Origin of the sequence: Sphingomonas sp. (assembly GCF_039594485.1) — a bacterium.
Classification (GTDB): domain Bacteria; phylum Pseudomonadota; class Alphaproteobacteria; order Sphingomonadales; family Sphingomonadaceae; genus Sphingomonas.
In genome coordinates, this window is record NZ_JBCNNI010000010.1 from 40,676 (window position 1) to 60,174 (window position 19,499).

A 19,499-nucleotide genomic window follows, 5' to 3' on the forward strand; every position below is an offset into this window, starting at 1 on the left:
ATGGGATGATAGGGTGATGCGATGAACGACATGACGGCCGCACCGGCGGAAAGCCTGATCCCCGATGGGGTGGCGGCGATCACGACCATTCACTTCGCCCTGATCGCCATCGTCGCGCTGGCCGCCATCGCGGTGATCGTGATCGGCATGAGGCTGAAGCGACGGCGTACCCATGCCGCGCGGAAGGTGGAGGAGAATGCGCAGGACGCAGGGGTGGCGCCGCGCCAGCCCGATCCCGCGCCGCTCAGCGAAGCATCGCTGACCGAGCCGCAAGTCGCGCCCACGCCCGCACCCGCCGCCCCGCCGCCGCCACCGCCGGTCATGCCCGCCCCCGCCGCGCCCGAGGAACCGGCGACGGTCGCCGACGATCCGTTGCGCGACGAACCCGTCGCCGCCGCCGCACCGATGGCCGCCAGCCCGGCCGCCGAGGCCGCGCCCGCCTCGCCCATCACCGACATGGCACGGCCGGAGGACCAGCCGATCACGCTGCTCAAGGGCCTCGGCCCCAAGCTGACCCAGAAGCTGGCCGAACACGGCATCGCCACGGTCGGCGACATGGCGGCGCTCAGCGAGGCGCAGGCTCAGGCGCTCGACGCACAGCTCGGCCCCTTTTCGGGCCGCATGACGCGCGACCGCTGGCTGGAACAGGCGCGGCTGCTCGCCGCCGGGGACCGTGCCGGATTCGAAGCGGTGTTCGGCAAGCTCTGAATGTTGGAGACTGATCCGGCCCAGCTGGATCAGCGCGGTGCCGACCCGCGTTTCGTCGGGAAAGCCTTCACCTCTCCCTCCAACGGAAAAGGGGCCGCGCGACGGTTTCGCGCAGCCCCTGCCCTGTCATCCGTTTCGTGGGATCAGCGCAGGTCGCCCTCGCGGATCGGCACGATCTTGATCTCCACGCGGCGATTGGCGGCGCGGCCCGCATCGGTATCGTTCGACGCGATCGGCTGCGTCTTGCCGAAGCCGCGCGTGCCGATGCGCGCGGGCTGTACCCCGCGCGAGACGAGGTAATCGGCGACCGACACCGCACGCCGTTCGGACAGGGTCTGGTTATAGGCGTCGCTACCGGTCGAATCGGTGTGGCCGTACACGTCGATATAGGTCTGCTTGTACTGCGACAGGATGTCCGCGACCTGATCCAGCGTCTGGCGGAACTGCGGCTGCACATCGGCCGAATTATAGGCGAAGGTGATGCCCGAGGGCAGGTTCAGCAGCAGATCGTCGCCCTGCCGCACCACCTGCACATCGGTTCCCGCGGTCCGCGCGCGCAGATCGCGTTCCTGCTTGTCCATATAGGCGCCGATCCCGGCCCCCGCGAGGCCGCCAATGCCGGCACCCAGGATCTTCTCGGTCCGGTCATGCCGGCCACCGACCAGGTCGCCCAGCAGATAGCCGCCGACCGCGCCGCCAATGCCGCCGATCGCCGTCTTGGACAGGCGTTGCTGGCCGGTTTCCGGGTCGGTCGTGCAGGCCGAGGTGGCGATCAGTGCCGATAGCGCGGTGATGGTCAGGAGCTTGGCGGATTTCGTCATGCGGATAGTCCTTAGTCGCGTTTTCACCCCCGAAACGCGGGGTCCGGGGCGCTTGTTCCGCAAGCGAACTGAACGCAAGATGACGACGGGAGTTGTCGAAGTCCCGTCCGGCCCGCTATGAGCACTCCATAACGATGGCACCGCTGCCCCCCTTTCCGTGGATCGACGTCCTCATCATCCTCGCGCTGGTCGCGCTGAACGGCGCGTTCGCGATGAGCGAGCTGGCCATTGTGTCGTCGCGCCGCGCGCGGCTGGAGGCGATGGCACGGGGCGGGCGCAAGGGCGCGCAGGCCGCGCTGACGCTCGCCGCCGATCCGGGCAAGTTCCTGTCGACCGTGCAGATCGGCATCACCCTGACCGGGATCATCGCGGGCGCCTATTCGGGGGCAAGCCTGGGCACACCGACTGCCGCGCGGTTGCAATTGCTGGGCGTGCCCGCCGCGACCGCCGCGACCCTGGGGTTCGCACTGGTCATCGGCCTGACCACCTATGCCTCGCTGATCCTCGGTGAACTCGTCCCCAAGCAGTTCGCGCTGCGCAAGCCCGAGCCGATCGCGGCCTTCGTCGCCATGCCGATGCGCTGGCTCGCGATGATCACCGCGCCGATCGTCTGGGTGCTCGATTCGACCAGCAGCGTGATCTTCAAGCTGCTCCGCCTGAACCGCGACAATGAGGATCAGGTGACCGCCGAGGAACTGCACCTGATCGTCGCCGAAGCGTCCAAGTCCGGCGTGATCGAGGAGCATGAACGCTCGATCATCTCGGGCGTGGTCCGCCTGGCCGACCGGCCGGTGCGCGAGGTGATGACGCCGCGCACCGAGATCGACTGGCTCGACTGCACGCTGGACGAGGCGGCGATCCGCGCCAAGCTGCTGGAAAGCCCGCGCACCCGGTTGCCGGTGGGCGAAGGCTCGATCGACGCGGTCGTCGGCGTGGTGCAGGCGCGCGACATCGCCGTGGCGCTGTTCCGGGGCGATCCGCTCGACCTGAAGAAGCTGATGCGCAAGGCGCCGGTCGTGATCGACCGGATCGACGCGATGGACGTGCTGCTCGCGCTGCGCCAGGCCGAGGTTCCGATGGCGATGATCCATGACGAATATGGCCATTTCGAGGGGATCGTGACCCCGGCCGACCTGCTCGCCGCCATCGCGGGCGAGTTCGCCTCCGATGCCGATCCGGGCGAGGCCCCGTCGGTGGTCGAGCGCGATGACGGATCGCTGCTGGTCGCGGGCACCATGGCGGCGGACGCACTGGCCGACCGGCTGGGCATCGACCTGCCCGACGACCGCGATTACGCGACCGTGGCGGGTCTGGCGCTGGCGGTGTTCCGCCACCTTCCCGCCGAAGGTGAGAGCTTCGTCGAACAGGGCTGGCGATTCGAGGTGGTCGATCTCGACGGGCGGCGAATCGACAAGCTGCTGGTCAGCGAGGCCTGAGCCACCGACTTATCTGCATGATTCGGCTCCGCTGGCCGCACAGGACAGCGACGGTGCCGCCCCCCCCTGCTGGCCCGCTATCCCGGCGCGGTGATCGACGGCTATTGCGCGCCCTCGCTGGATGAGATCGTCGTGCCGACCGGCCCGGTCGCCGATGGATCGGCGTCGACCAACCTGCAAAGGCTGGAAGGCCGGGTCAGCCATGTCGACTATCGCGTCAAACCCACGACCGCATCCGCGTGATCGTCGCCCGGCGCGGCGAAACCTGGGTTCTGCTCCATATCGCCGAGGGGCCGGATCGCTCGCAGATTTTCCAGATGGTGGTCGAAGACGCCGGCTCCGCGAAATAACCCTATCGCCGCGCGGCGAAGAAATCTCGCAGCAGCGCGGCCGCCTCTCCCTCGCCGATCCCCGCATAGATTTCGGGGCGATGGTGACAGGTCGGCTGAACGAAGAAGCGTGGGCCATGTTCGACCGCGCCGCCCTTGGGATCGCTCGCCGCATAATAGAGCCGGGCGATTCGCGCATGGGCGATCGCCCCGGCGCACATGGCACAGGGCTCCAAGGTCACCCACAGGTCGCAATCCTCCAGCCGATCGCGCCCCAGGGCGGCGGCGGCGGCGCGAATCGCCTGGATTTCCGCATGGGCAGTCGGATCGTGCAGGCGGCGGGGCGCATTGGCACCGATCGCCACGACTCGCCCTTGGTGCGTGACGACGGCCCCCACCGGCACCTCGCCCGCCATGCCCGCCTGTCGGGCGGCGTCGAGGGCGGCGCGCATCGGGTCGGGCAAGGGGAACATGGCCCCTCCCTGCCCCGCCCCGGCGACACGAGCAAGGGGCGCGCGACGACGTAGCGGGCGGGCCTGCTTACTGCGTGTTCTCGTTGGGCTTTTCGACCGATACGGTCGGCACGTCGACCGTCTTCTGGGTGGTGCCGACCGAGACCTTGGGCCCTTCGGCACGGAAGGCGGGGGCCTGGACGACGGCGGGGCGGGTCTGGTCGATACTGATCCAGCCCATCGCCATCGCCCCGGCGGCGAGCAGCAGGACAATAGCGATGAGGACGAGAAAGGCGCGCATGGGTCTGGCTCCATCAGGTTCGTTGCCGTAACAACGCCGCGTCGCGGGGCGGGTTGCACGTCGCCATCATGCCTCCGATGGGGGAATCGGTTGACGCAGCCGCCCGGACGGGTTATCCGCGCGGCCTTTCCGGGCATTGCCTGAAACCAGGATAACGATCATGTCGCGCATTTGCGAGCTGACCGGCAAGGGCCGGCAGGTGGGCAACAATGTTTCCCACGCCAATAACAAGACCAAGCGGACGTTCCTGCCGAACCTGCAGAACGTGACGCTGATCTCCGACGCGCTGGAAAAGAGCGTCCGTCTTCGTGTCTCGACCCACGGCCTGCGCTCGGTCGAGCATAATGGCGGCCTCGACAACTGGCTGGTCAAGACCTCGGACGACCAGCTTTCGCTGCGCGCCCGTCGCCTGAAGCGCGACGTCGTGAAGAAGCTGGCTTCCGCCCAGACCGAAGCCGCCGCCGCGTAATCACACGCTGCGACTGCCGACGGGTTGAAACCCGCCGCTCCATCGGAGTGGCGGGCTTTCGTCGTGGTTGAGCAAAGTCGATCGCAAAGCGACTCGCATCCGGCCTCAGTGCGAATCGAGCCGGAACTTCAACAGATAGCTGTGCTGTAGAAAAAGCTGATTGTCGTCGGACACCAGCCACAGGATCGTCGCCCCGTGCTCTCGGGTGACGGCCACCCCTTCGAAATTGTCATGGATCAGCGGCGCGTCCAGTTCGGCCAGCAACCGCCCGCTCACAACCCTTCCCGGCATGATGGCATCGGTCGGGACCAGCATCAGGCGATTCGAGAATCGGAAGGGCAATCGGAACCGGCGCTCCAGCACCAGCAGCGATCCATCGGGCAGCGCCGCCGCATCCGAGATGGCATGATGGGGCGATACGCGATAGGCGATGCGCCGTCCGGGGTAGATGAGCGGATCGCCCGCAAAGACCAGCCCCTGGCGCGACAGCGCCCGCGACGCAGCACTTCCACGCCAGTCCCGCCGTGCGACCTCCTCATCCTCCGAGAAGGTGATGAAGCGGCCGTCCGGCAGCCGGGCCAGCGACTCGGGGCCCCCATTGGCCGACCAGTCCGCCATGGGCTTGGGCGCGACATAGCCGAGCGCCCGGCCGAATCCGGCCGAATAGCGCCAGATCTGGTTATACCCCTCGAAGCCCACCCACATGTCGCCTGTCACCGGATCGACCGCCAGCGACTCGCTGTCGCGATCCTCCTTGCGCCATCCGACTCCGGGTCCGCTCGGCAGGTTGACGAAGCGCAGGCCGTGCGGTCGCCAGTCGGCGCCCATCGCGAACATCACGGCATTGCCCCCGTCGCTGAGCAGCGTGAACCGGTCGCCCGCCACGGTCAGCGAGGAAAAGCCGCCGAACGCCGGGTCGCGGCTCGTCAGTTCCACCCCACCCAGATAAGTCAGCGCCCCCAGCCGCCGGCGCGTCGGATGGGCGGGGTCGAGCATGACGGGCCGGACATCCATCTGCGGCGCGGCGCTATCCAGCAGGGGCAGACGCTCGCGCACCGTCCAGTTCGGCAGCAGGGCCAATAGCAACAGGCAGGAGAGAAGGGCGCGCATGCGGCCTCTTACGCGCTGCGCCGCACCATGCCACCGGCAAATCGCGCGTCACACTCCGGCCGTACGGGCGGTGCCAGATGAACGGCGGATAACCGGGACATTCAGGAATCGGTCAACGCGAATCATCCAGAAGCAGGCCAACGACGACGGACGGGACCGTCGATCGAAGAGATTTCGGGAGTGAGACGATGATGAAGACCCTGACCCTGACGGCGACCGCGCTGGCCATGATCGGTGGCGCCGTCCTGCCCGCGACCGCCGCCGATGCGCAGCGCTACCGCGGCCGGGCTCATCAATATGATCGCGGTTATCACGACGGCGCGCGGGACGAATATCGCGCCCAGAAGTGCCGCCGCTCGGGCACCACGGGCACCATCGTCGGCGCGATCGCGGGTGGTCTGCTGGGTCGCACGGTCGATACGGAAGGGGATCGCACGCTGGGCACGCTGGTCGGCGGCGGCGCGGGCGCTCTGGCCGGCCGGGCGATCGAGCGTTCGGGCCGTCCGGGCTATTGCGGCTGATACGAAATAGGCGGCGGGCACGCGTATCTGGCCCCCGCCCTGTTCTCCTCGCGTAGCGTATCGAGGACGGGACGCCGATCTCTCTTTCGAGGGGTCGGCGTCCTTGATTCGGGTGGCTCGCGCCCGCGCCCCGAACCGGCGGGTCAGTACATGTGCTGGCCGCCGTTGATCGACAGGGTCGAGCCGGTGACGAAGCCAGCTTCCTCCGAGCACAGGAACGCCACGCCGCGCGCAATCTCATGCGCCTGGCCCAGGCGGCCGACCGGAATCCTGGCGACGATCTTTTCCAGCACATCGCCGGGGACCGCGGCCACCATGTCGGTATCGATATAGCCCGGCGCGATCGCGTTGACGGTCACGCCGACCCGTGCGCCTTCCTGCGCCAGCGCCTTGGTGAAGCCGTGGATGCCCGACTTGGCGGCGGCGTAGTTGACCTGGCCATATTGGCCCGCCTGGCCGTTGATCGACCCGATATTGACGATCCGCCCCCATTTGCGCTCGCGCATGCCGGGGAACACCGCCTTGGCCATGTTGAAGCAACCGCCCAGATTGGTGTCCATGACCTCTTTCCACATCTGGTAGGTCATCTTCAGGATCGTGCCGTCGCGGGTGATGCCCGCATTGTTGACGACGATGTCAACCGGGCCGAGGTCCGCGGCGACCTGCGCGACGCCCGCCTGCACCGCGTCATAATCGGCGACGTCCCATTTATATGCCTTGATCCCCGTCCGCTCGGTAAAGGCCTGGGCGCGTTCGTCATTGCCCGCATAATTGGCGGCGACGGTGATTCCCGCCTCTTTCAGCGCCAGGCTGATCGCCTCGCCAATACCGCGCGTACCACCCGTCACAATCGCGACCCGTGCCATCAGACCTCTCCCAAATTTCAATTGTGGCTTAAAAGCGGCAGACGTGATCCGCAATGGCAAAGGCCGGGCGAAACGTAATATAACGCTACGGCAACCAGCCCTGCAGTTCGCGTTCGATCAATCCGCGCAGCATCGCGATGCCGATCTCGCTGTCATTGAGACAGGGGAGATAGGCGAAATGCGTGCCGCCCGCGCGCTCGAAACTTTCGCGCCCGCGAATCGCCAGTTCCTCCAGCGTCTCGATACAGTCGGCCGAAAAGCCCGGCGCCAGGATCGCGACCTTGCGGATGCCACGACCGGGCAGCGACTCCAGCATGGTGTCGGTCGCGGGCTCCAACCATTTGGCGCGGCCGAATCGCGACTGGAACGCGACCAGCAACTCGCGCCCGTCGAGCGTATCGGCCATCGCCGCGGCCAGCAGTCGCGCGGTCTTGCGGCAATGGCAGTGATAGGGGTCGCCCAGCTCCAGCGTCCGTTGCGGCATGCCGTGAAAGCTGGCGACGATCGCCTCGGGCTCGAAGTCGAGGCTCGCAAGCTGTGCCTCCAGCGTCCGTTTCAGCGCGTCGATATAGAGCGCGTCGCCATAATAAGGCGGCAGGGTGCGGATCGCGGGCTGCCAGCGCATCGTCGCCAGATGCGCGAACGCCCGGTCATTGGCGGTGGCGATCGTCGCCGCGCAATATTGCGGATAGAGCGGGGCGAGCAGGATGCGCTCGCACCCGGCATCCTTCATCGCCTGCACCCGCTCGGCAATGGCGGGGCGGCCATAGCGCATCGCCCAGTCGACCATCACGTCCGGCCCAAAGGCATCCTTCAGCCCCTCCGCCTGCGCCCGCGTGATCGCAGCCAGAGGCGAGCCATCGTCCCGCCAGACCAGCGAATAGGCATGGGCCGATTTCTTCGGGCGGGTGTTCAGGATGATGCCGCGCAGGATCGGTTGCCAGAGCAACGCGGGAATCTCGATGACGCGCCGGTCCGACAGGAATTCGCGGAGGTAGCGCTTCACGGCGCGCGGCTCGGGCGCGTCGGGGGTGCCCAGGTTCATCAGGAGCACGCCGATCCTGGGACGCGGTACGGGGGGATGGTCGGGGGGCAGCATCAGGCGGACAACTCCATGGGCAGGCTTCGTATCCGTGGGACACCAGGCAGGGTGGCAAGCGCATTGGCGATGGCGGGCGCGACCGGCGGCACCGCCACTTCGCCCACCCCGCCCGGGTCTTCGTCGGATCGGATCAGTTCGACGGTGATATCGGGACTATCGGCCAGACGCGGCAGGTCCAGCGCGCCGAGCCGCGACGGCGTGGCCCAGCCGCCCTCGAAACCGACCGCCTCACCGCGCAGATTGGCCAGCCCGAAGATCAGCCCGCCCTCGATCTGCTGGCGCACGATGTCGGGGTTGACGATCCGCCCGCAATCGACCGCCGCGACCAGCCGGTCGACCACCAAGCGCCCGTCATCGCCGCGATGCGCCTCGGCCATCACCGCGACATGGGAACCGCGAAAACCGTGCGCGGCGATCCCCTGCCCGCTACCCGCACGCCCCCCTTCCCAGCCGCCTAGCGAGGCGGCGATGGACAGGCAGCGCGCGAGGCGCGGTTCTTCCCCCAGCATCGCGATCCGCCATGCCAGCGGATCGGCCCCGGCGGCCTGCGCGCATTCGTCGAGGAAGGATTCGACCACGAAGCCATTGGCCACATGGGCACCGCCACGGACATGGCCGGTCGGGATGGCAAGATCGGCGGGGTGATGGTGCACCGCCAGCGCGGGAATCGCATAGGGCGGCACGGCCCCACCCATCGCATAGGCATCGGCGTGCCCCGCGCCGCGCATCCCGAAGCGCACCAGAGCGGCGGGCATGATCCGGTGCGCCAGCGCCTGCCCGGTCGATGGGGTCGCGATCCGCGCCCGCCATCCCTGGATACGCCCCCCCACCATCCGCGCGGCCATCTTCGCCAGCATCGGCGCGCGATAGGCGTCGCGGCGCAGATCCTCGGTCCGCGACCATTGGACGTTGACGGGACGCTTCAGCTTCGCCGCGATCATCGCCGCCTGCGCCGCCGCCTCGTTTTCGAGCGCGACGCCGAAGGAACCGCCGATCGGCATGGGATGGACGATCACCCGGTCGGGATCGACACCCCCGGCGCGGGCCGCCGCTGCCCGCGCCTGCACCGGCGCCTGGGTCGGCAGCCACAGCTCCAGCACGCCGTCACGCCAGGCCGCCACCGCCGCGCGTGGCTCGATCGCGGCGTGGACGCCCGTTCCGACCTGATAGCGCGCCTCGATCAGCCCCACGCCCTCCAGCGCGCCCGCGACGTCGCCGCGCTCGACCACCGACCGCCCCTCCCCCGCCAGCGCCTGTTCCAGCGTCCGGGCGATTCCGGCCGTGTCCGGGATCGCGCCATCGGTCACGGCACGCGGGGCCAGCGCATCCAGCCCCTTTTGCGCGATCCACCAGCTTCCGGCGGCCACCGCCACCCAGTCTTCGCCTTCGATGACATCGACCACGCCCTGCACCCGCATCGCGGCCGCGCGGTCGATGCGGATCCCCCGAGTCCGTCCCAGGGGCGCATGGCGGACCGCGACATGCACCATGTCGGGCAGGCGGATATCGGCGGTGAAATTGGCCGAGCCATCGACCTTGGCAGGCGAATCGAGCCGGGGCACGTCCGTCCCGGCCAGCCGCCCCGCGCCGCCACTGCCCAGCGGCAGGGGCTCGGGCACCGTCTCGGCCGCCGCCGCCTCGGCCAGTTCGGCGAAGCGCAGCCGCTGGCCCGCATGGGTGATGAAGCCGTCCTTCGCCTCGCAAAGGCTCCAGTCCACGCCCCATCGGCGCGCAGCGGCCTGCGCCATCAGCGCGCGCGCCGTCGCCGCGGCGGCGCGCGCGGGCTCCTCGAACATGCGGATCGAACTGGAACCGCCGGTCAGCATCACCATGTCGCGACGCAGCCATTCGTCGCGCCCCCCCTCCGGCAACCGATCGAACGCGCCCTCGAACAGCGAATCGACTCCGACCGGATTGGCGTATAGCGGCCCCGGCGGCGCAGGCTCGACCGCGATGGTGCGCCAGTCGGCGCCCAGCTCGTCGGCAACGACCTGCGCCAGCGTGGTGGCGATACCCTGTCCATACTCGGCCTGCGGCACCGCAACCGTCACGATGCCCTCGCGCCCGATCTTCAGCCAGGCGCCGAACGCCTGTTCGCCCGGCTCTACGGTCAGATTGGGGGCATAGGCGCGCGGCCAAAGGCCCCAGGCGACGAGCAACCCGACCCCCGTCCCGCCGCCGACCAATATCCTGCGCCTGTTCATCTCCATCGCGGCGAAGCCTTAACGGTGAGGGGCGGTCAGGCAAGCCGGGGGTTTCGCTGTCTGAAAGCGAGCCCGTCGATCGGCGGCCGGGCGATGGGCATGGCCTTCGACCTCCCCATGCTCTTGGTGTTGTCGCACGACCACTCTATGGAAGCGGGCCAGAGATAAGGGAAACGCGCTTGATCCTGTCCATGCTCGCCGCCGCCGGGGGCCATATCCGGTTCGAGGATCTGGGGTTGCACCCGGATATCTTCTCGATCGGCTTCTTTACGCTGCGCTGGTATAGCCTGGCCTATATCGCCGGTATCCTGTTCGGCTGGTGGTATCTTGGCCGGATGCTCGACCGGCCGGGCGCGCCGATGTCGCGTGCCCATGCCGATGATCTGGTCTTCTACGCGACGCTGGGCATCATCCTGGGCGGGCGGATCGGCTATGTGATCTTCTACGCGCCCGAGATGTTCCTGCACCCGCTACGCATCATCCGCCTGTGGGATGGCGGCATGAGTTTCCATGGCGGCGCGGTCGGCACCGGGGTCGGCGTCATCCTCTTCGCGCGCAAGCACAAGCTTAGCTGGCTGCGCATCCTCGACTATCTGGTCTGCGCCGCGCCGGTCGGGCTGTTCCTGGGGCGCCTCGCCAATTTCGTGAATGGCGAGCTGTGGGGCAAGCCGTCGGACGTGGCCTGGGCCATCATCTTCCCGCGCACGGTGCCCTTCGGCCTGCCCGACCCGGCGCGCCATCCCAGCCAGCTCTATGAAGCCGGGCTGGAGGGGCTGGTCCTGTTCGCGGTGATGAGCTTCGCCTTCTGGCGGACCAAGGCGCGCTATGATCCGGGCAAGCTGTCGGGGCTGTTCCTGCTCGGCTATGGCATTGCGCGCTTCATCGTCGAGTTCTTCCGCGAACCCGACCAGCAGTTGCGCGCCTTCGCGCAAGTGACCGGGCTGCACATGGGCCAGTGGCTGTGCGTGCCGATGATCCTGAGCGGCCTGTACCTGATGAACACCGCCAAGGCGCGCCGCGTCCGGGTCGAGCCGTTTGCGGGAACCGACAGCGTCGCCTGATTCCCCGGACCCGATCCCCTTGCGGTGGCGGGAATCGGGCGGCAGAGCGAAGGGCATGACGAACCCGCTGATCCCCCCCGCCGATCACAAGGCCGAGCCCGAGGAGGCGCTGCCCGAACGCCTCGCCCGCGCCATCGCGCTGGCCGGGCCGATCCCGGTCGCGCAGTTCATGGCCGCCGCCAATGCGCATTATTACGGCACCCGCGATCCGCTGGGCGCGGGCGGCGACTTCACGACGAGTCCCGAGATCAGCCAGATGTTCGGCGAGCTGGTCGGCCTGTGGTGCGCGGACCTGTGGGACCGGGCGGGACGACCGGAAGCGCACTGGGTCGAGCTGGGCCCCGGGCGCGGCACGCTGGCGGCCGATGCCCGGCGCGCCATGGCGAAAGCGGGATTCGCGCCCGCCATCCACTTCGTCGAGACCAGCGCCACCTTGCGTACCGCGCAAAGCCAGCGGGTGGCCGACGCCCAGTGGCATGATACGGTCGAGAGCCTGCCCACCGATCGGCCGCTGATCGTCGTCGCCAACGAGTTCTTCGACGCGCTGCCCATCCGCCAGCTCGTCCGGCGTGGGCAGGGCTGGCACGAGCGGCTGGTCGCCGCGCAGGACCTGCTCTTCCTGCCGATCGCGGGACCGCCGGTGCCGGGCGAGATCATCCCGGAGCCGCTTCGCGACGCCCAGGCCGGTTCGGTGATCGAGGTATCCCCCGCCAGCGTCGCGGTGATGCGCGCCCTCTCCGCCCGGATCGCCGCGCAGGGGGGGGCCGCGCTGATCGTCGACTATGGGTATGAAGGCCCTGCCATCGCCGACACGCTCCAGGCGGTGCGCGGCCATGCCTATGCCAATCCCTTCGAGCGGCCGGGCGAACAGGATCTGAGTGCGCATGTCGATTTCACGACGCTCGCCGCCGCCGCGCAAGGCTCGGGCCTCGCCGCCTTCGGCCCCGTGACGCAGCGAGACCTGCTCGGCGCGCTCGGCATCGACCAGCGCACCGCGTCGCTGGCCCGCGCGCATCCCGATCGCGCCGATGCGCTGCTCGCCGATCGCAACCGGTTGATGCAGGACATGGGCACGCTGTTCCGCGCGCTGGCGGTGACGCGACCCGACTGGCCGGTCCCTGCGGGCTATGGCGAATGATCGTCTATCGTGACGCCGTGGCCGGTGATGGCGGGGCGCTGGCCGCGATGGCGCGTGCCGCGTTCACCGACACGTTCGGGCATCTGTATCCGGCCGCCGACCTGGATGCCTTTCTGGCCGAAGCCTTCGGACCGGAGGGCCTGCCCAGCCAGATCGGCCATCCCGACTTCACCATCCGGCTGGCCACCAAGGGCGATGCGATCATCGGCTTCGCCAAGATCGGCCCCGTCGGCTTTCCCGGCGAATGGCCCGAGGATGCGGTCGAGCTCTATCAGCTCTATGTCGCGTCGAGCCATCTGGGCGCCGGGGTCGGCCCCGCGCTGATGGACTGGACCATCGCCACCGCACGGGCCCGCGGCGCGCGCACGTTGATCCTGTCGGTCTATGTCGACAATCACCGCGCCAAGGCCTTTTACGCGCGCTACGGTTTCGTCGATATCGGCCGCTATGACTTCCCGGTCGGTGACACGATCGATGAGGACCGATTGATGAGCTTGTCGCTATGACCATCGAAACCCTTCGCACGCCGCTGCTGGAGCCCATTCCGCACGGCTTTCTCGGGCGGCGCGGCGGCGTGTCGGCCGGGATCCATGGCGGACTGAATGTCGGGCTCGGGTCAGAGGACGATGCCGATGCGGTCGCCGAGAATCGCCGGCACGCCCGCGACGCGGTGCTGCCCGGCGCGCGGCTCATCACCTGCTATCAGATCCACTCGGCGGAAGCGGTGACGGTGCTGACCGCGCCGCAGGACGATATCCGCCCACACGGCGATGCGCTGGTGACCGACCGGCCGGGACTGCTGCTCGGCATCCTGACCGCCGACTGTGCGCCGGTGCTGTTCGCCGACCGCGAGGCGGGGGTGGTGGGGGCCGCCCATGCCGGATGGAAGGGCGCGTTCGGCGGGATCACCGATGCGACCCTGCTCGCGATGGAAGCGCTGGGGGCGAAGCGCGAGCGGATCGCCGCCGCGATCGGCCCCTGCATCGCCCGCGCCAGTTATGAGGTCGACGCCGCCTTCCTCCGCCGCTTCGTCGAACAATCGCCCGATCATGAACGCTTCTTCGCCGATGGCACGCGGCCCGATCATTATCAGTTCGATCTGGAAGCCTATGTCGCGCACCGCCTCGCCGCCGCCGGGGTCGCCCGGGTCGCGGCGCTGGGCGAGGACACCTATGCGCAGGAAGACCGCTTCTTCAGCTTCCGCCGCGCCACCCATCGCGGCGAACCCTCTTATGGTCGCCAGATTTCGCTGATCGGCCTTTCCTGAGCCTCGCCAAAGCCATTTACGCCGCTATCCTTGGGACATAGCCGCCAGCAGAGCGGCCCTTTCGTCCCAAGGAGACCACCATGCCGACCGAATCCGATCTGACCGGCGTTCCGCCCCGGAATCAGGCCCCGGCCGACCGCAAGAGCGATGCGACCAGCATCGGCGACCGCAAGCTGAGCCCCGCGACCCTGATGATGGGCCATGGCTATGACCCCGTGCTGTCCGAAGGGGCGCTGAAGCCGCCGATCTTCCTGACCTCCACTTTCGTCTTTCCCAATGCCGCGGCGGGCAAGCGCCATTTCGAGGGCGTTACCGGCAAGCGGCCGGGTGGTGCCGATGGTCTGGTCTATTCGCGCTTCAACGGGCCAAACCAGGAAATCCTGGAGGACCGCCTCGCCATCTGGGACGAGGCGGAGGACGCGCTGACCTTCTCCAGCGGCATGGCGGCGATCGCCACCCTGTTCCTGTCGATGGTCCAGCCGGGCGACGTCATCGTCCATTCCGGCCCGCTCTATGCCGCGACCGAGACGCTGATCGGCCGCATCCTGGGCCGGTTCGGGGTGAAGTGGCTCGACTTCCCCGCGGGCGCCACGCGCGAGGAGATCGACGCGGTGCTCGCCAAGGCGGCGGCGACCGGCCGCATCGCGCTCATCTATCTGGAAAGCCCGGCTAATCCCACCAATGCCCTGGTCGATATCGAAGCGGTGGCGGCGGCCCGCGATGCGGCGTTCGCCGATGCCGCCGAAAAGCCGCCAATCGCGATCGACAACACCTTCCTGGGGCCGCTGTGGCAGCGCCCGCTTCGCCACGGCGCCGACCTGGTCGTCTATTCGCTGACCAAATATGCGGGCGGCCATTCCGATCTGGTCGCGGGCGGCGTGCTGGGGTCGAAGGCGCATATCGCCACCATCCGTTCGATGCGCAACACGATCGGCACCATCTGCGACCCCAACACCGCCTGGATGCTGCTCCGCTCGCTGGAGACGCTGGAGTTGCGCATGAGCCGTGCGGGCGAGAACGCCGCCAAGGTCTGCGCCTATCTTCGCGACCATCCCAAGGTCGAGCGGGTCGGTTATCTCGGCTTTCTGGAGGGGACGCCGGGCATGGAGCGGCAGGCGGACATCTATCGCCGTCACTGCACCGGCGGCGGCTCGACCTTCTCGCTCTATCTGAGGGGCGGCGAGGCCGAGTCGTTCCGCTTCCTCGACGCGCTTCGCATCGCCAAGCTGGCGGTCAGCCTGGGCGGTACCGAGACGCTGGCCAGCCATCCCGCGGCGATGACGCATCTGTCGGTCCCCGACGAGCGCAAGGCAGCGCTGGGCATCACCGACAATCTCGTCCGAATCTCGATCGGGGTGGAGGATGCCGATGATCTGATCGCCGATTGCGAACAGGCACTGGCCGCGATCTGACGCACGGCCATGAGGGGGAGCGCGTCGCCCCTCCCCCTCATTCGGCGGCGGCGGCGAGCGCGGTGTAGAGCCGCGCGGTCAGCCGCCCCAGCGTCGCCCGGAACAGCGCGCTGTCGTTCAGCGCCCGCGACAGGGTGATCGCCCCCTGGATGCCGCTGACCACATCCTGCGCCAGCGTCGCCGCACGGTCGCCGGCCACGCCACCGCGTTCGAGCGCGTCCGCCAGCACCGCGATCCAGCGCCGAAAATACGCCGCGATCGCCGGACCGAAGGGCGCGCGCGTCGCCCCCAGTCCCCAGGCACCGACAAGGCAAGCCTGCTGGCCGGAGCGGAAATAGCGGTCGATCGCCATCATCATCGCATCGATGCCTGCACGCGGATCCTCCGCCTCGGCCAGCGGGGCGAATACCCGTTCCTCGAACCAGTCGCCGATATCGGTCAGGACCGCCTCGGCCATCTCGCGCTTGCCGCCGGGGAAGAAGTGATAAAGGCTCCCCCGCCCCAGCCCCGTCGCCGCGCCGATCAGCGACAGGCTGGCCCCGGCATAGCCATGCTCGCGAAAGACCTCTGCCAGACCCGGCAGCGTATCCGCCCGCTCGGCGATCAGTCGGGCCATGGCCTAGAGCCCCAATGCGCTCAGCGACGGGTGGGCGGCCGGGCGGGTGCCGAGCGGCCAGTGGAACAGCCGCTCATCCGTCGTGATCGGCAGGTCGTTGATCGACGCGATCCGCCGCCGCATCCGGCCGTCCTCGGCGAAATCCCAATTCTCATTGCCATAGGCGCGGAACCATTGTCCGCGATCATCATGCCATTCATAGGCGAAGCGCACCGCGATCCGGCTGCCCTGCTGGGCCCAGAGTTCCTTGATCAGCCGATAATCCCGTTCCCGAGCCCATTTGCGGCGGAGAAAGGCGACGATCTCGTCATGGCCGGCGAGGAACTCGGCCCGATTCCGCCAGATACAGTCGGGGGTATAGGCCAGCGCGACATGTTCGGGGTCTCGGCTGTTCCACGCATCCTCCGCCGCGCGGACCTTTTGCGTGGCGGTTTCGGTGGAGAATGGCGGCAGCGGAGGACGCGTCATACGAATAGGCCCTTCGACCGGAATGTCATCTCTGTATCGATTGGTACAGAGTCTAGGCGGAGCAGGCAAGCGACGATGCGCCGCGCGGCGTTACGCCGCCGGGATCATATCCTCGCGAACATGAAGGTGGTGGCGTGCCGCGTCCGACCATCCGCATCCCAGGCATAGCCGGGAATCGCGCCCGCGACCTCAAAGCCGAGCGATGCGTAGAGCGATTGGGCGGCATCACCGCTCCGCGTATCGAGCGTGACAAGGGTTTTGCCGATCGCCCGGGCCTGGTGCAGGGCATGACTCATCAGGGCCCGCCCAATGCCCAGACGGCGCGCCGCCGGATGGACGATCATCTTCGCAATCTCGCAGCGATGGGGTTGATTGGCGGGCATCGCGGTCAGGAGTTGCACGGTGCCGACCAGCTCTTCCCGATAACGGGCGACGAACATCCGCCGCCGCCCGGCCGCAAGTTCGGGGGACACCTGCTCCAGCCAGAAGCGCGCGGCATCCGCGTCCGACAAGGGCGCCATGAAGCCGATCGCAGCTCCCTGGTCGACACTATCCGCCAGGATGCGGATCAGGGGTTCGATTCCGTCCTTCACCGCTTGAGCGTCGGTGTCGAGAATGGCGATGGTCATGATCGTCACGCCATCGCGATGATATAGCGGGCGGGCTGCTCCGCCGTCTCGAACAACGACGCACCCTGCAGACGATAGCGCAGGCAGTCCCCCGGCAGGAGGTCATAGCGCGTGCCATCGACGGTCAGACCGAGCGCGCCCTCCAGCAGGGCCAGATGATGCTCATGGCCGGGGAAGGCCGGGCGTTCATAGGCAATGTGCTGATGCGGATCGATCGTGCACTCGATCATCTCCAGCCCGAGCTGGCCATTGGGCGGGGATAGCGCACGACGGACAAAGCCCTTTCCGGCGTCGCGCCACAGGCTTTGCGCCTCCCGGCGGATCAACGCTGGAAAGCCGGGTTCGAGCGGTGCCAGCAACCGGGACAGCGGCATGGCATAGGCGGAGGCGAGTCGACCAAGCGTTTCGGCGGCCGGGCTGACCTCGCCATTCTCGATGCGGGACAGGGTGGCACGGCTGACACCGCTCGACGCCGCGAGGTCCTGAAGACTGAGGGCGCGGTCCGTCCTCAGCGATTTCAGGTGATCGGCCAGACGACGGTTGGGGAAAATCGAATCACTCATAATCGGGATATAATCCCATTTATGAGATTATCCGAGAGTGTTTCAGTCCAGGGATGGAATCGGCTCACCCCCTTGACGGTGCCGTCGCGGGCCCTGATTCGATCGGATCATGCCGCGCCGGGACCACTGCCTTGAGCGAATCGACCGGCAAAACGAAAAGGCCCGGCGTCGCATCGCTGCAACGCCGGGCCCTGACGCCCGAAAAGGGATGGCTTCAGGCCGTTAAGGCTCAGCCTTCGTTCTGAAGGTTGACGGCGGCATACTTGCCGCGACGATCAACCTCGATCTCGAACTGCAGGCGGTCGCCTTCGTTCAGCGAACCCATGCCGGCGCGCTCAACGGCCGAGATGTGGACGAACGCATCGGGCTGGCCATCGTCGCGCTGAATGAAGCCGAAGCCCTTCATCGCGTTGAAGAACTTGACCGTGCCGGTCGCCTTCTCGCCGGTCAGCTGACGCTGCGGGGCACCGAAGCCGCCAGCGGCACCACCGCGCGGGCCACGATCACGATCGCCGCCGAAGCCGCCTTCACGCGGCTCGCGGGGCGCGCGTTCCTGGACCGGGAGCGGCTCGCCTTCGATCTTCAGCTCGGTGGCCGAGATGCGGCCGCCGCGATCGACGAGGGTGAAGCCGAGCGGCTGACCCTCGGCCAGACCGGTCAGGCCCGCCTGCTCGACGGCCGAGATGTGCACGAACACGTCTTCGCCGCCGTCATCACGCACGACAAAGCCGAAACCCTTCTGCGCGTTGAAGAACTTAACTACGCCGGTGCCTTCGCCGACAACCTGGGGGGGCATGCCGCGACCGCCGCCGCCACCACCGCCGAAGCCGCCACCGCCGCCACGGAAACCACCGCCGCCGCCGCCACCGAAGCCGCCGCGGTCACCACCGCCAAAGCCGCCACGGTCGCCGCCGAAGCCACCGCCGCCGAAACGGTCGCCACCGCCGAAGCCGCCGCCACCGAAGCGGTCACCGCCGCCGAAGCCGCCGCCACCGAAGTCGTCGCTGCCGCCGAAATTGTCCCGCTTGTCGCGACCACGCGTGCCGCGATTGCCCCGGCTACCTCTATCGAAACCCATAAGCCCTGTTCGTCTTCCCGGTTCGCCCGCAAATGCTATCTTCAAGAACCGTGCGCCGGACGAAGAGCGCGGGTCTTTAGGCGCCAAACCTTTTGCGCCTAGTTGCGATCCATAACGCAGAAGCGCTGCCATCGCGAACGAAATCGTGCAAACCCGTCTCGCTTTGGCGCGAACCAAGAGGATTGCGTCGAAATTGTGGCCGAAACTCCACAACTTCTCCCCAAGAACCATGGTGTACGCCGCCGCGACTCGCGCGATCGCGGTTGAGGGTTGGGCGTCGCCTCGCTAGGGCAGGTGCCATGACCGTTCATCTGCACGAAGAAGATATTGCCGCCGACCTGTTCGCGCCCGGTGCCGCGATCGCCGTCGATACCGAGACGATGGGGCTGATCACGCCGCGCGACCGGCTGTGCGTCGTCCAGCTTTCCGATGGCGGCCCGGACGAGCATCTGGTCCGCTTCGGGCCGGGCAGCGACTATGCCGCTCCCAATCTTCGCGCGCTGCTCGCCGATCCGGCCCGGCTGAAACTCTATCATTTCGGCCGGTTCGATATCGCGGCGATCCGCCATTATCTGGGCGTCGTCGCCGCCCCGGTCTATTGCACCAAGATTGCATCGCGCCTGATCCGCACCTACACCGATCGCCACGGCCTGAAGGAGCTGGTGCGCGAGTTGCTGGGCGTCGAGCTGTCCAAGGCCCAGCAATCCTCCGACTGGGGGGCCCCCGATCTGTCGGATGCGCAGCGCGAATATGCCGCCTCGGACGTGCGCTATCTCCACCGGATGAAGGTGGAACTGGACAAGCGACTCGAGCGTGAGGGCCGGATGGAACTGGCCCAGGCCTGTTTCGACTTCCTGCCCGCCCGCGCGGAACTGGACCTCGCGGGGTGGCCCGAGGTCGATATCTTCGCCCACGCCTGATCCACCCCGTCCCGGAGCCCCGCGCCAA

The 19,499-nt window shown here is 68.0% G+C and carries 23 protein-coding genes; 11 read left to right on the forward strand and 12 right to left on the reverse strand.

Annotated elements, in window-relative coordinates; all coding sequences use genetic code 11:
- The first annotated feature begins 21 nt into the window (after window positions 1-21).
- A complete protein-coding gene (locus ABDV78_RS06495; RefSeq protein WP_343526541.1) occupies window positions 22-708 on the forward strand; it encodes a hypothetical protein in 687 nt (228 codons plus the stop codon).
- A gap of 143 nt (window positions 709-851) precedes the next feature.
- Here ABDV78_RS06495 and ABDV78_RS06500 read toward each other — a convergent pair whose 3' ends face one another.
- Window positions 852-1,529 (reverse strand): OmpA family protein, encoded by a 678-nt coding sequence (locus ABDV78_RS06500; protein ID WP_343526542.1) that lies wholly within the window; start codon window positions 1,527-1,529, stop codon window positions 852-854.
- 134 nt (window positions 1,530-1,663) lie between these two features.
- Between ABDV78_RS06500 and ABDV78_RS06505 the strand changes: the two genes are divergently transcribed.
- The gene (locus tag ABDV78_RS06505; RefSeq protein WP_343526543.1) at window positions 1,664-2,965 is read left to right on the forward strand and encodes a hemolysin family protein; all 1,302 of its coding nucleotides are present in this window, start codon (window positions 1,664-1,666) and stop codon (window positions 2,963-2,965) included.
- Between the two features lie 90 nt (window positions 2,966-3,055).
- Window positions 3,056-3,208, forward strand: coding sequence for a hypothetical protein (locus tag ABDV78_RS06510; protein ID WP_343526544.1), 153 nt, complete (start codon window positions 3,056-3,058; stop codon window positions 3,206-3,208).
- A gap of 109 nt (window positions 3,209-3,317) precedes the next feature.
- Here ABDV78_RS06510 and ABDV78_RS06515 read toward each other — a convergent pair whose 3' ends face one another.
- Together ABDV78_RS06515 and ABDV78_RS06520 are read right to left on the reverse strand one after the other, a co-directional pair.
- Complete coding sequence (locus tag ABDV78_RS06515; RefSeq protein WP_343526635.1) at window positions 3,318-3,746, reverse strand: nucleoside deaminase; 429 nt, start codon at window positions 3,744-3,746, stop codon at window positions 3,318-3,320.
- Between the two features lie 88 nt (window positions 3,747-3,834).
- Complete coding sequence (locus ABDV78_RS06520; RefSeq protein WP_343526545.1) at window positions 3,835-4,047, reverse strand: hypothetical protein; 213 nt, start codon at window positions 4,045-4,047, stop codon at window positions 3,835-3,837.
- Between the two features lie 160 nt (window positions 4,048-4,207).
- Here ABDV78_RS06520 and rpmB point away from each other — a divergent pair, with 160 nt between their 5' ends.
- Entirely contained in the window at window positions 4,208-4,516 is a 309-nt protein-coding gene (gene rpmB / locus ABDV78_RS06525) for a 50S ribosomal protein L28 (RefSeq protein WP_343526546.1), read from the forward strand.
- A gap of 105 nt (window positions 4,517-4,621) precedes the next feature.
- Here rpmB and ABDV78_RS06530 read toward each other — a convergent pair whose 3' ends face one another.
- Window positions 4,622-5,626 (reverse strand): esterase-like activity of phytase family protein, encoded by a 1,005-nt coding sequence (locus ABDV78_RS06530; protein ID WP_343526547.1) that lies wholly within the window; start codon window positions 5,624-5,626, stop codon window positions 4,622-4,624.
- A gap of 188 nt (window positions 5,627-5,814) precedes the next feature.
- Between ABDV78_RS06530 and ABDV78_RS06535 the strand changes: the two genes are divergently transcribed.
- Window positions 5,815-6,147 (forward strand): glycine zipper 2TM domain-containing protein, encoded by a 333-nt coding sequence (locus tag ABDV78_RS06535; protein WP_343526548.1) that lies wholly within the window; start codon window positions 5,815-5,817, stop codon window positions 6,145-6,147.
- A 143-nt stretch (window positions 6,148-6,290) separates the two neighbouring features.
- Here ABDV78_RS06535 and phbB read toward each other — a convergent pair whose 3' ends face one another.
- The 3 genes from phbB to ABDV78_RS06550 all read right to left on the reverse strand — a co-directional run bounded on the left by phbB (window position 6,291) and on the right by ABDV78_RS06550 (window position 10,325).
- The gene (gene phbB, locus ABDV78_RS06540; RefSeq protein ID WP_343526549.1) at window positions 6,291-7,013 is read right to left on the reverse strand and encodes an acetoacetyl-CoA reductase; all 723 of its coding nucleotides are present in this window, start codon (window positions 7,011-7,013) and stop codon (window positions 6,291-6,293) included.
- 85 nt (window positions 7,014-7,098) lie between these two features.
- On the reverse strand, window positions 7,099-8,112 hold the full coding sequence (gene hemH, locus ABDV78_RS06545; protein WP_343526550.1) for a ferrochelatase: 1,014 nt from the start codon (window positions 8,110-8,112) through the stop codon (window positions 7,099-7,101).
- Window positions 8,112-10,325, reverse strand: a complete 2,214-nt coding sequence (locus ABDV78_RS06550) for a molybdopterin cofactor-binding domain-containing protein (protein ID WP_343526551.1) — start codon at window positions 10,323-10,325, stop codon at window positions 8,112-8,114. The genes hemH and ABDV78_RS06550 overlap by 1 nt, the downstream gene beginning before the upstream one ends.
- A gap of 185 nt (window positions 10,326-10,510) precedes the next feature.
- On the opposite strand from ABDV78_RS06550, the gene lgt reads away from it, so the two are divergent.
- The 5 genes from lgt to ABDV78_RS06575 all read left to right on the forward strand — a co-directional run bounded on the left by lgt (window position 10,511) and on the right by ABDV78_RS06575 (window position 15,197).
- Window positions 10,511-11,380, forward strand: coding sequence for a prolipoprotein diacylglyceryl transferase (gene lgt, locus ABDV78_RS06555; RefSeq protein ID WP_343526636.1), 870 nt, complete (start codon window positions 10,511-10,513; stop codon window positions 11,378-11,380).
- A gap of 55 nt (window positions 11,381-11,435) precedes the next feature.
- Window positions 11,436-12,518: an SAM-dependent methyltransferase gene (locus tag ABDV78_RS06560; protein ID WP_343526552.1), complete on the forward strand. Its 1,083-nt coding sequence runs from the start codon at window positions 11,436-11,438 to the stop codon at window positions 12,516-12,518.
- Window positions 12,515-13,024: a GNAT family N-acetyltransferase gene (locus tag ABDV78_RS06565; protein ID WP_343526553.1), complete on the forward strand. Its 510-nt coding sequence runs from the start codon at window positions 12,515-12,517 to the stop codon at window positions 13,022-13,024. The genes ABDV78_RS06560 and ABDV78_RS06565 overlap by 4 nt, the downstream gene beginning before the upstream one ends.
- Window positions 13,021-13,785, forward strand: a complete 765-nt coding sequence (gene pgeF, locus ABDV78_RS06570) for a peptidoglycan editing factor PgeF (RefSeq protein ID WP_343526554.1) — start codon at window positions 13,021-13,023, stop codon at window positions 13,783-13,785. The genes ABDV78_RS06565 and pgeF overlap by 4 nt, the downstream gene beginning before the upstream one ends.
- A gap of 80 nt (window positions 13,786-13,865) precedes the next feature.
- A complete protein-coding gene (locus ABDV78_RS06575; RefSeq protein ID WP_343526555.1) occupies window positions 13,866-15,197 on the forward strand; it encodes a cystathionine gamma-synthase family protein in 1,332 nt (443 codons plus the stop codon).
- Between the two features lie 37 nt (window positions 15,198-15,234).
- On the opposite strand, the gene ABDV78_RS06580 is transcribed toward ABDV78_RS06575, so the two are convergent.
- The 5 genes from ABDV78_RS06580 to ABDV78_RS06600 form a co-directional block, all read right to left on the reverse strand.
- A complete protein-coding gene (locus ABDV78_RS06580; protein WP_343526556.1) occupies window positions 15,235-15,813 on the reverse strand; it encodes a TetR/AcrR family transcriptional regulator in 579 nt (192 codons plus the stop codon).
- A 3-nt stretch (window positions 15,814-15,816) separates the two neighbouring features.
- Window positions 15,817-16,281: a nuclear transport factor 2 family protein gene (locus ABDV78_RS06585; protein ID WP_343526557.1), complete on the reverse strand. Its 465-nt coding sequence runs from the start codon at window positions 16,279-16,281 to the stop codon at window positions 15,817-15,819.
- A 104-nt stretch (window positions 16,282-16,385) separates the two neighbouring features.
- Window positions 16,386-16,910 (reverse strand): GNAT family N-acetyltransferase, encoded by a 525-nt coding sequence (locus tag ABDV78_RS06590; RefSeq protein WP_343526637.1) that lies wholly within the window; start codon window positions 16,908-16,910, stop codon window positions 16,386-16,388.
- 5 nt (window positions 16,911-16,915) lie between these two features.
- Window positions 16,916-17,473, reverse strand: a complete 558-nt coding sequence (locus ABDV78_RS06595) for an XRE family transcriptional regulator (protein ID WP_343526558.1) — start codon at window positions 17,471-17,473, stop codon at window positions 16,916-16,918.
- A gap of 229 nt (window positions 17,474-17,702) precedes the next feature.
- Window positions 17,703-18,551 (reverse strand): cold-shock protein, encoded by an 849-nt coding sequence (locus ABDV78_RS06600; protein WP_343526638.1) that lies wholly within the window; start codon window positions 18,549-18,551, stop codon window positions 17,703-17,705.
- A 299-nt stretch (window positions 18,552-18,850) separates the two neighbouring features.
- Here ABDV78_RS06600 and ABDV78_RS06605 point away from each other — a divergent pair, with 299 nt between their 5' ends.
- Window positions 18,851-19,471, forward strand: coding sequence for a ribonuclease D (locus ABDV78_RS06605; RefSeq protein ID WP_343526559.1), 621 nt, complete (start codon window positions 18,851-18,853; stop codon window positions 19,469-19,471).
- The last annotated feature ends 28 nt before the right edge of the window (window positions 19,472-19,499 follow it).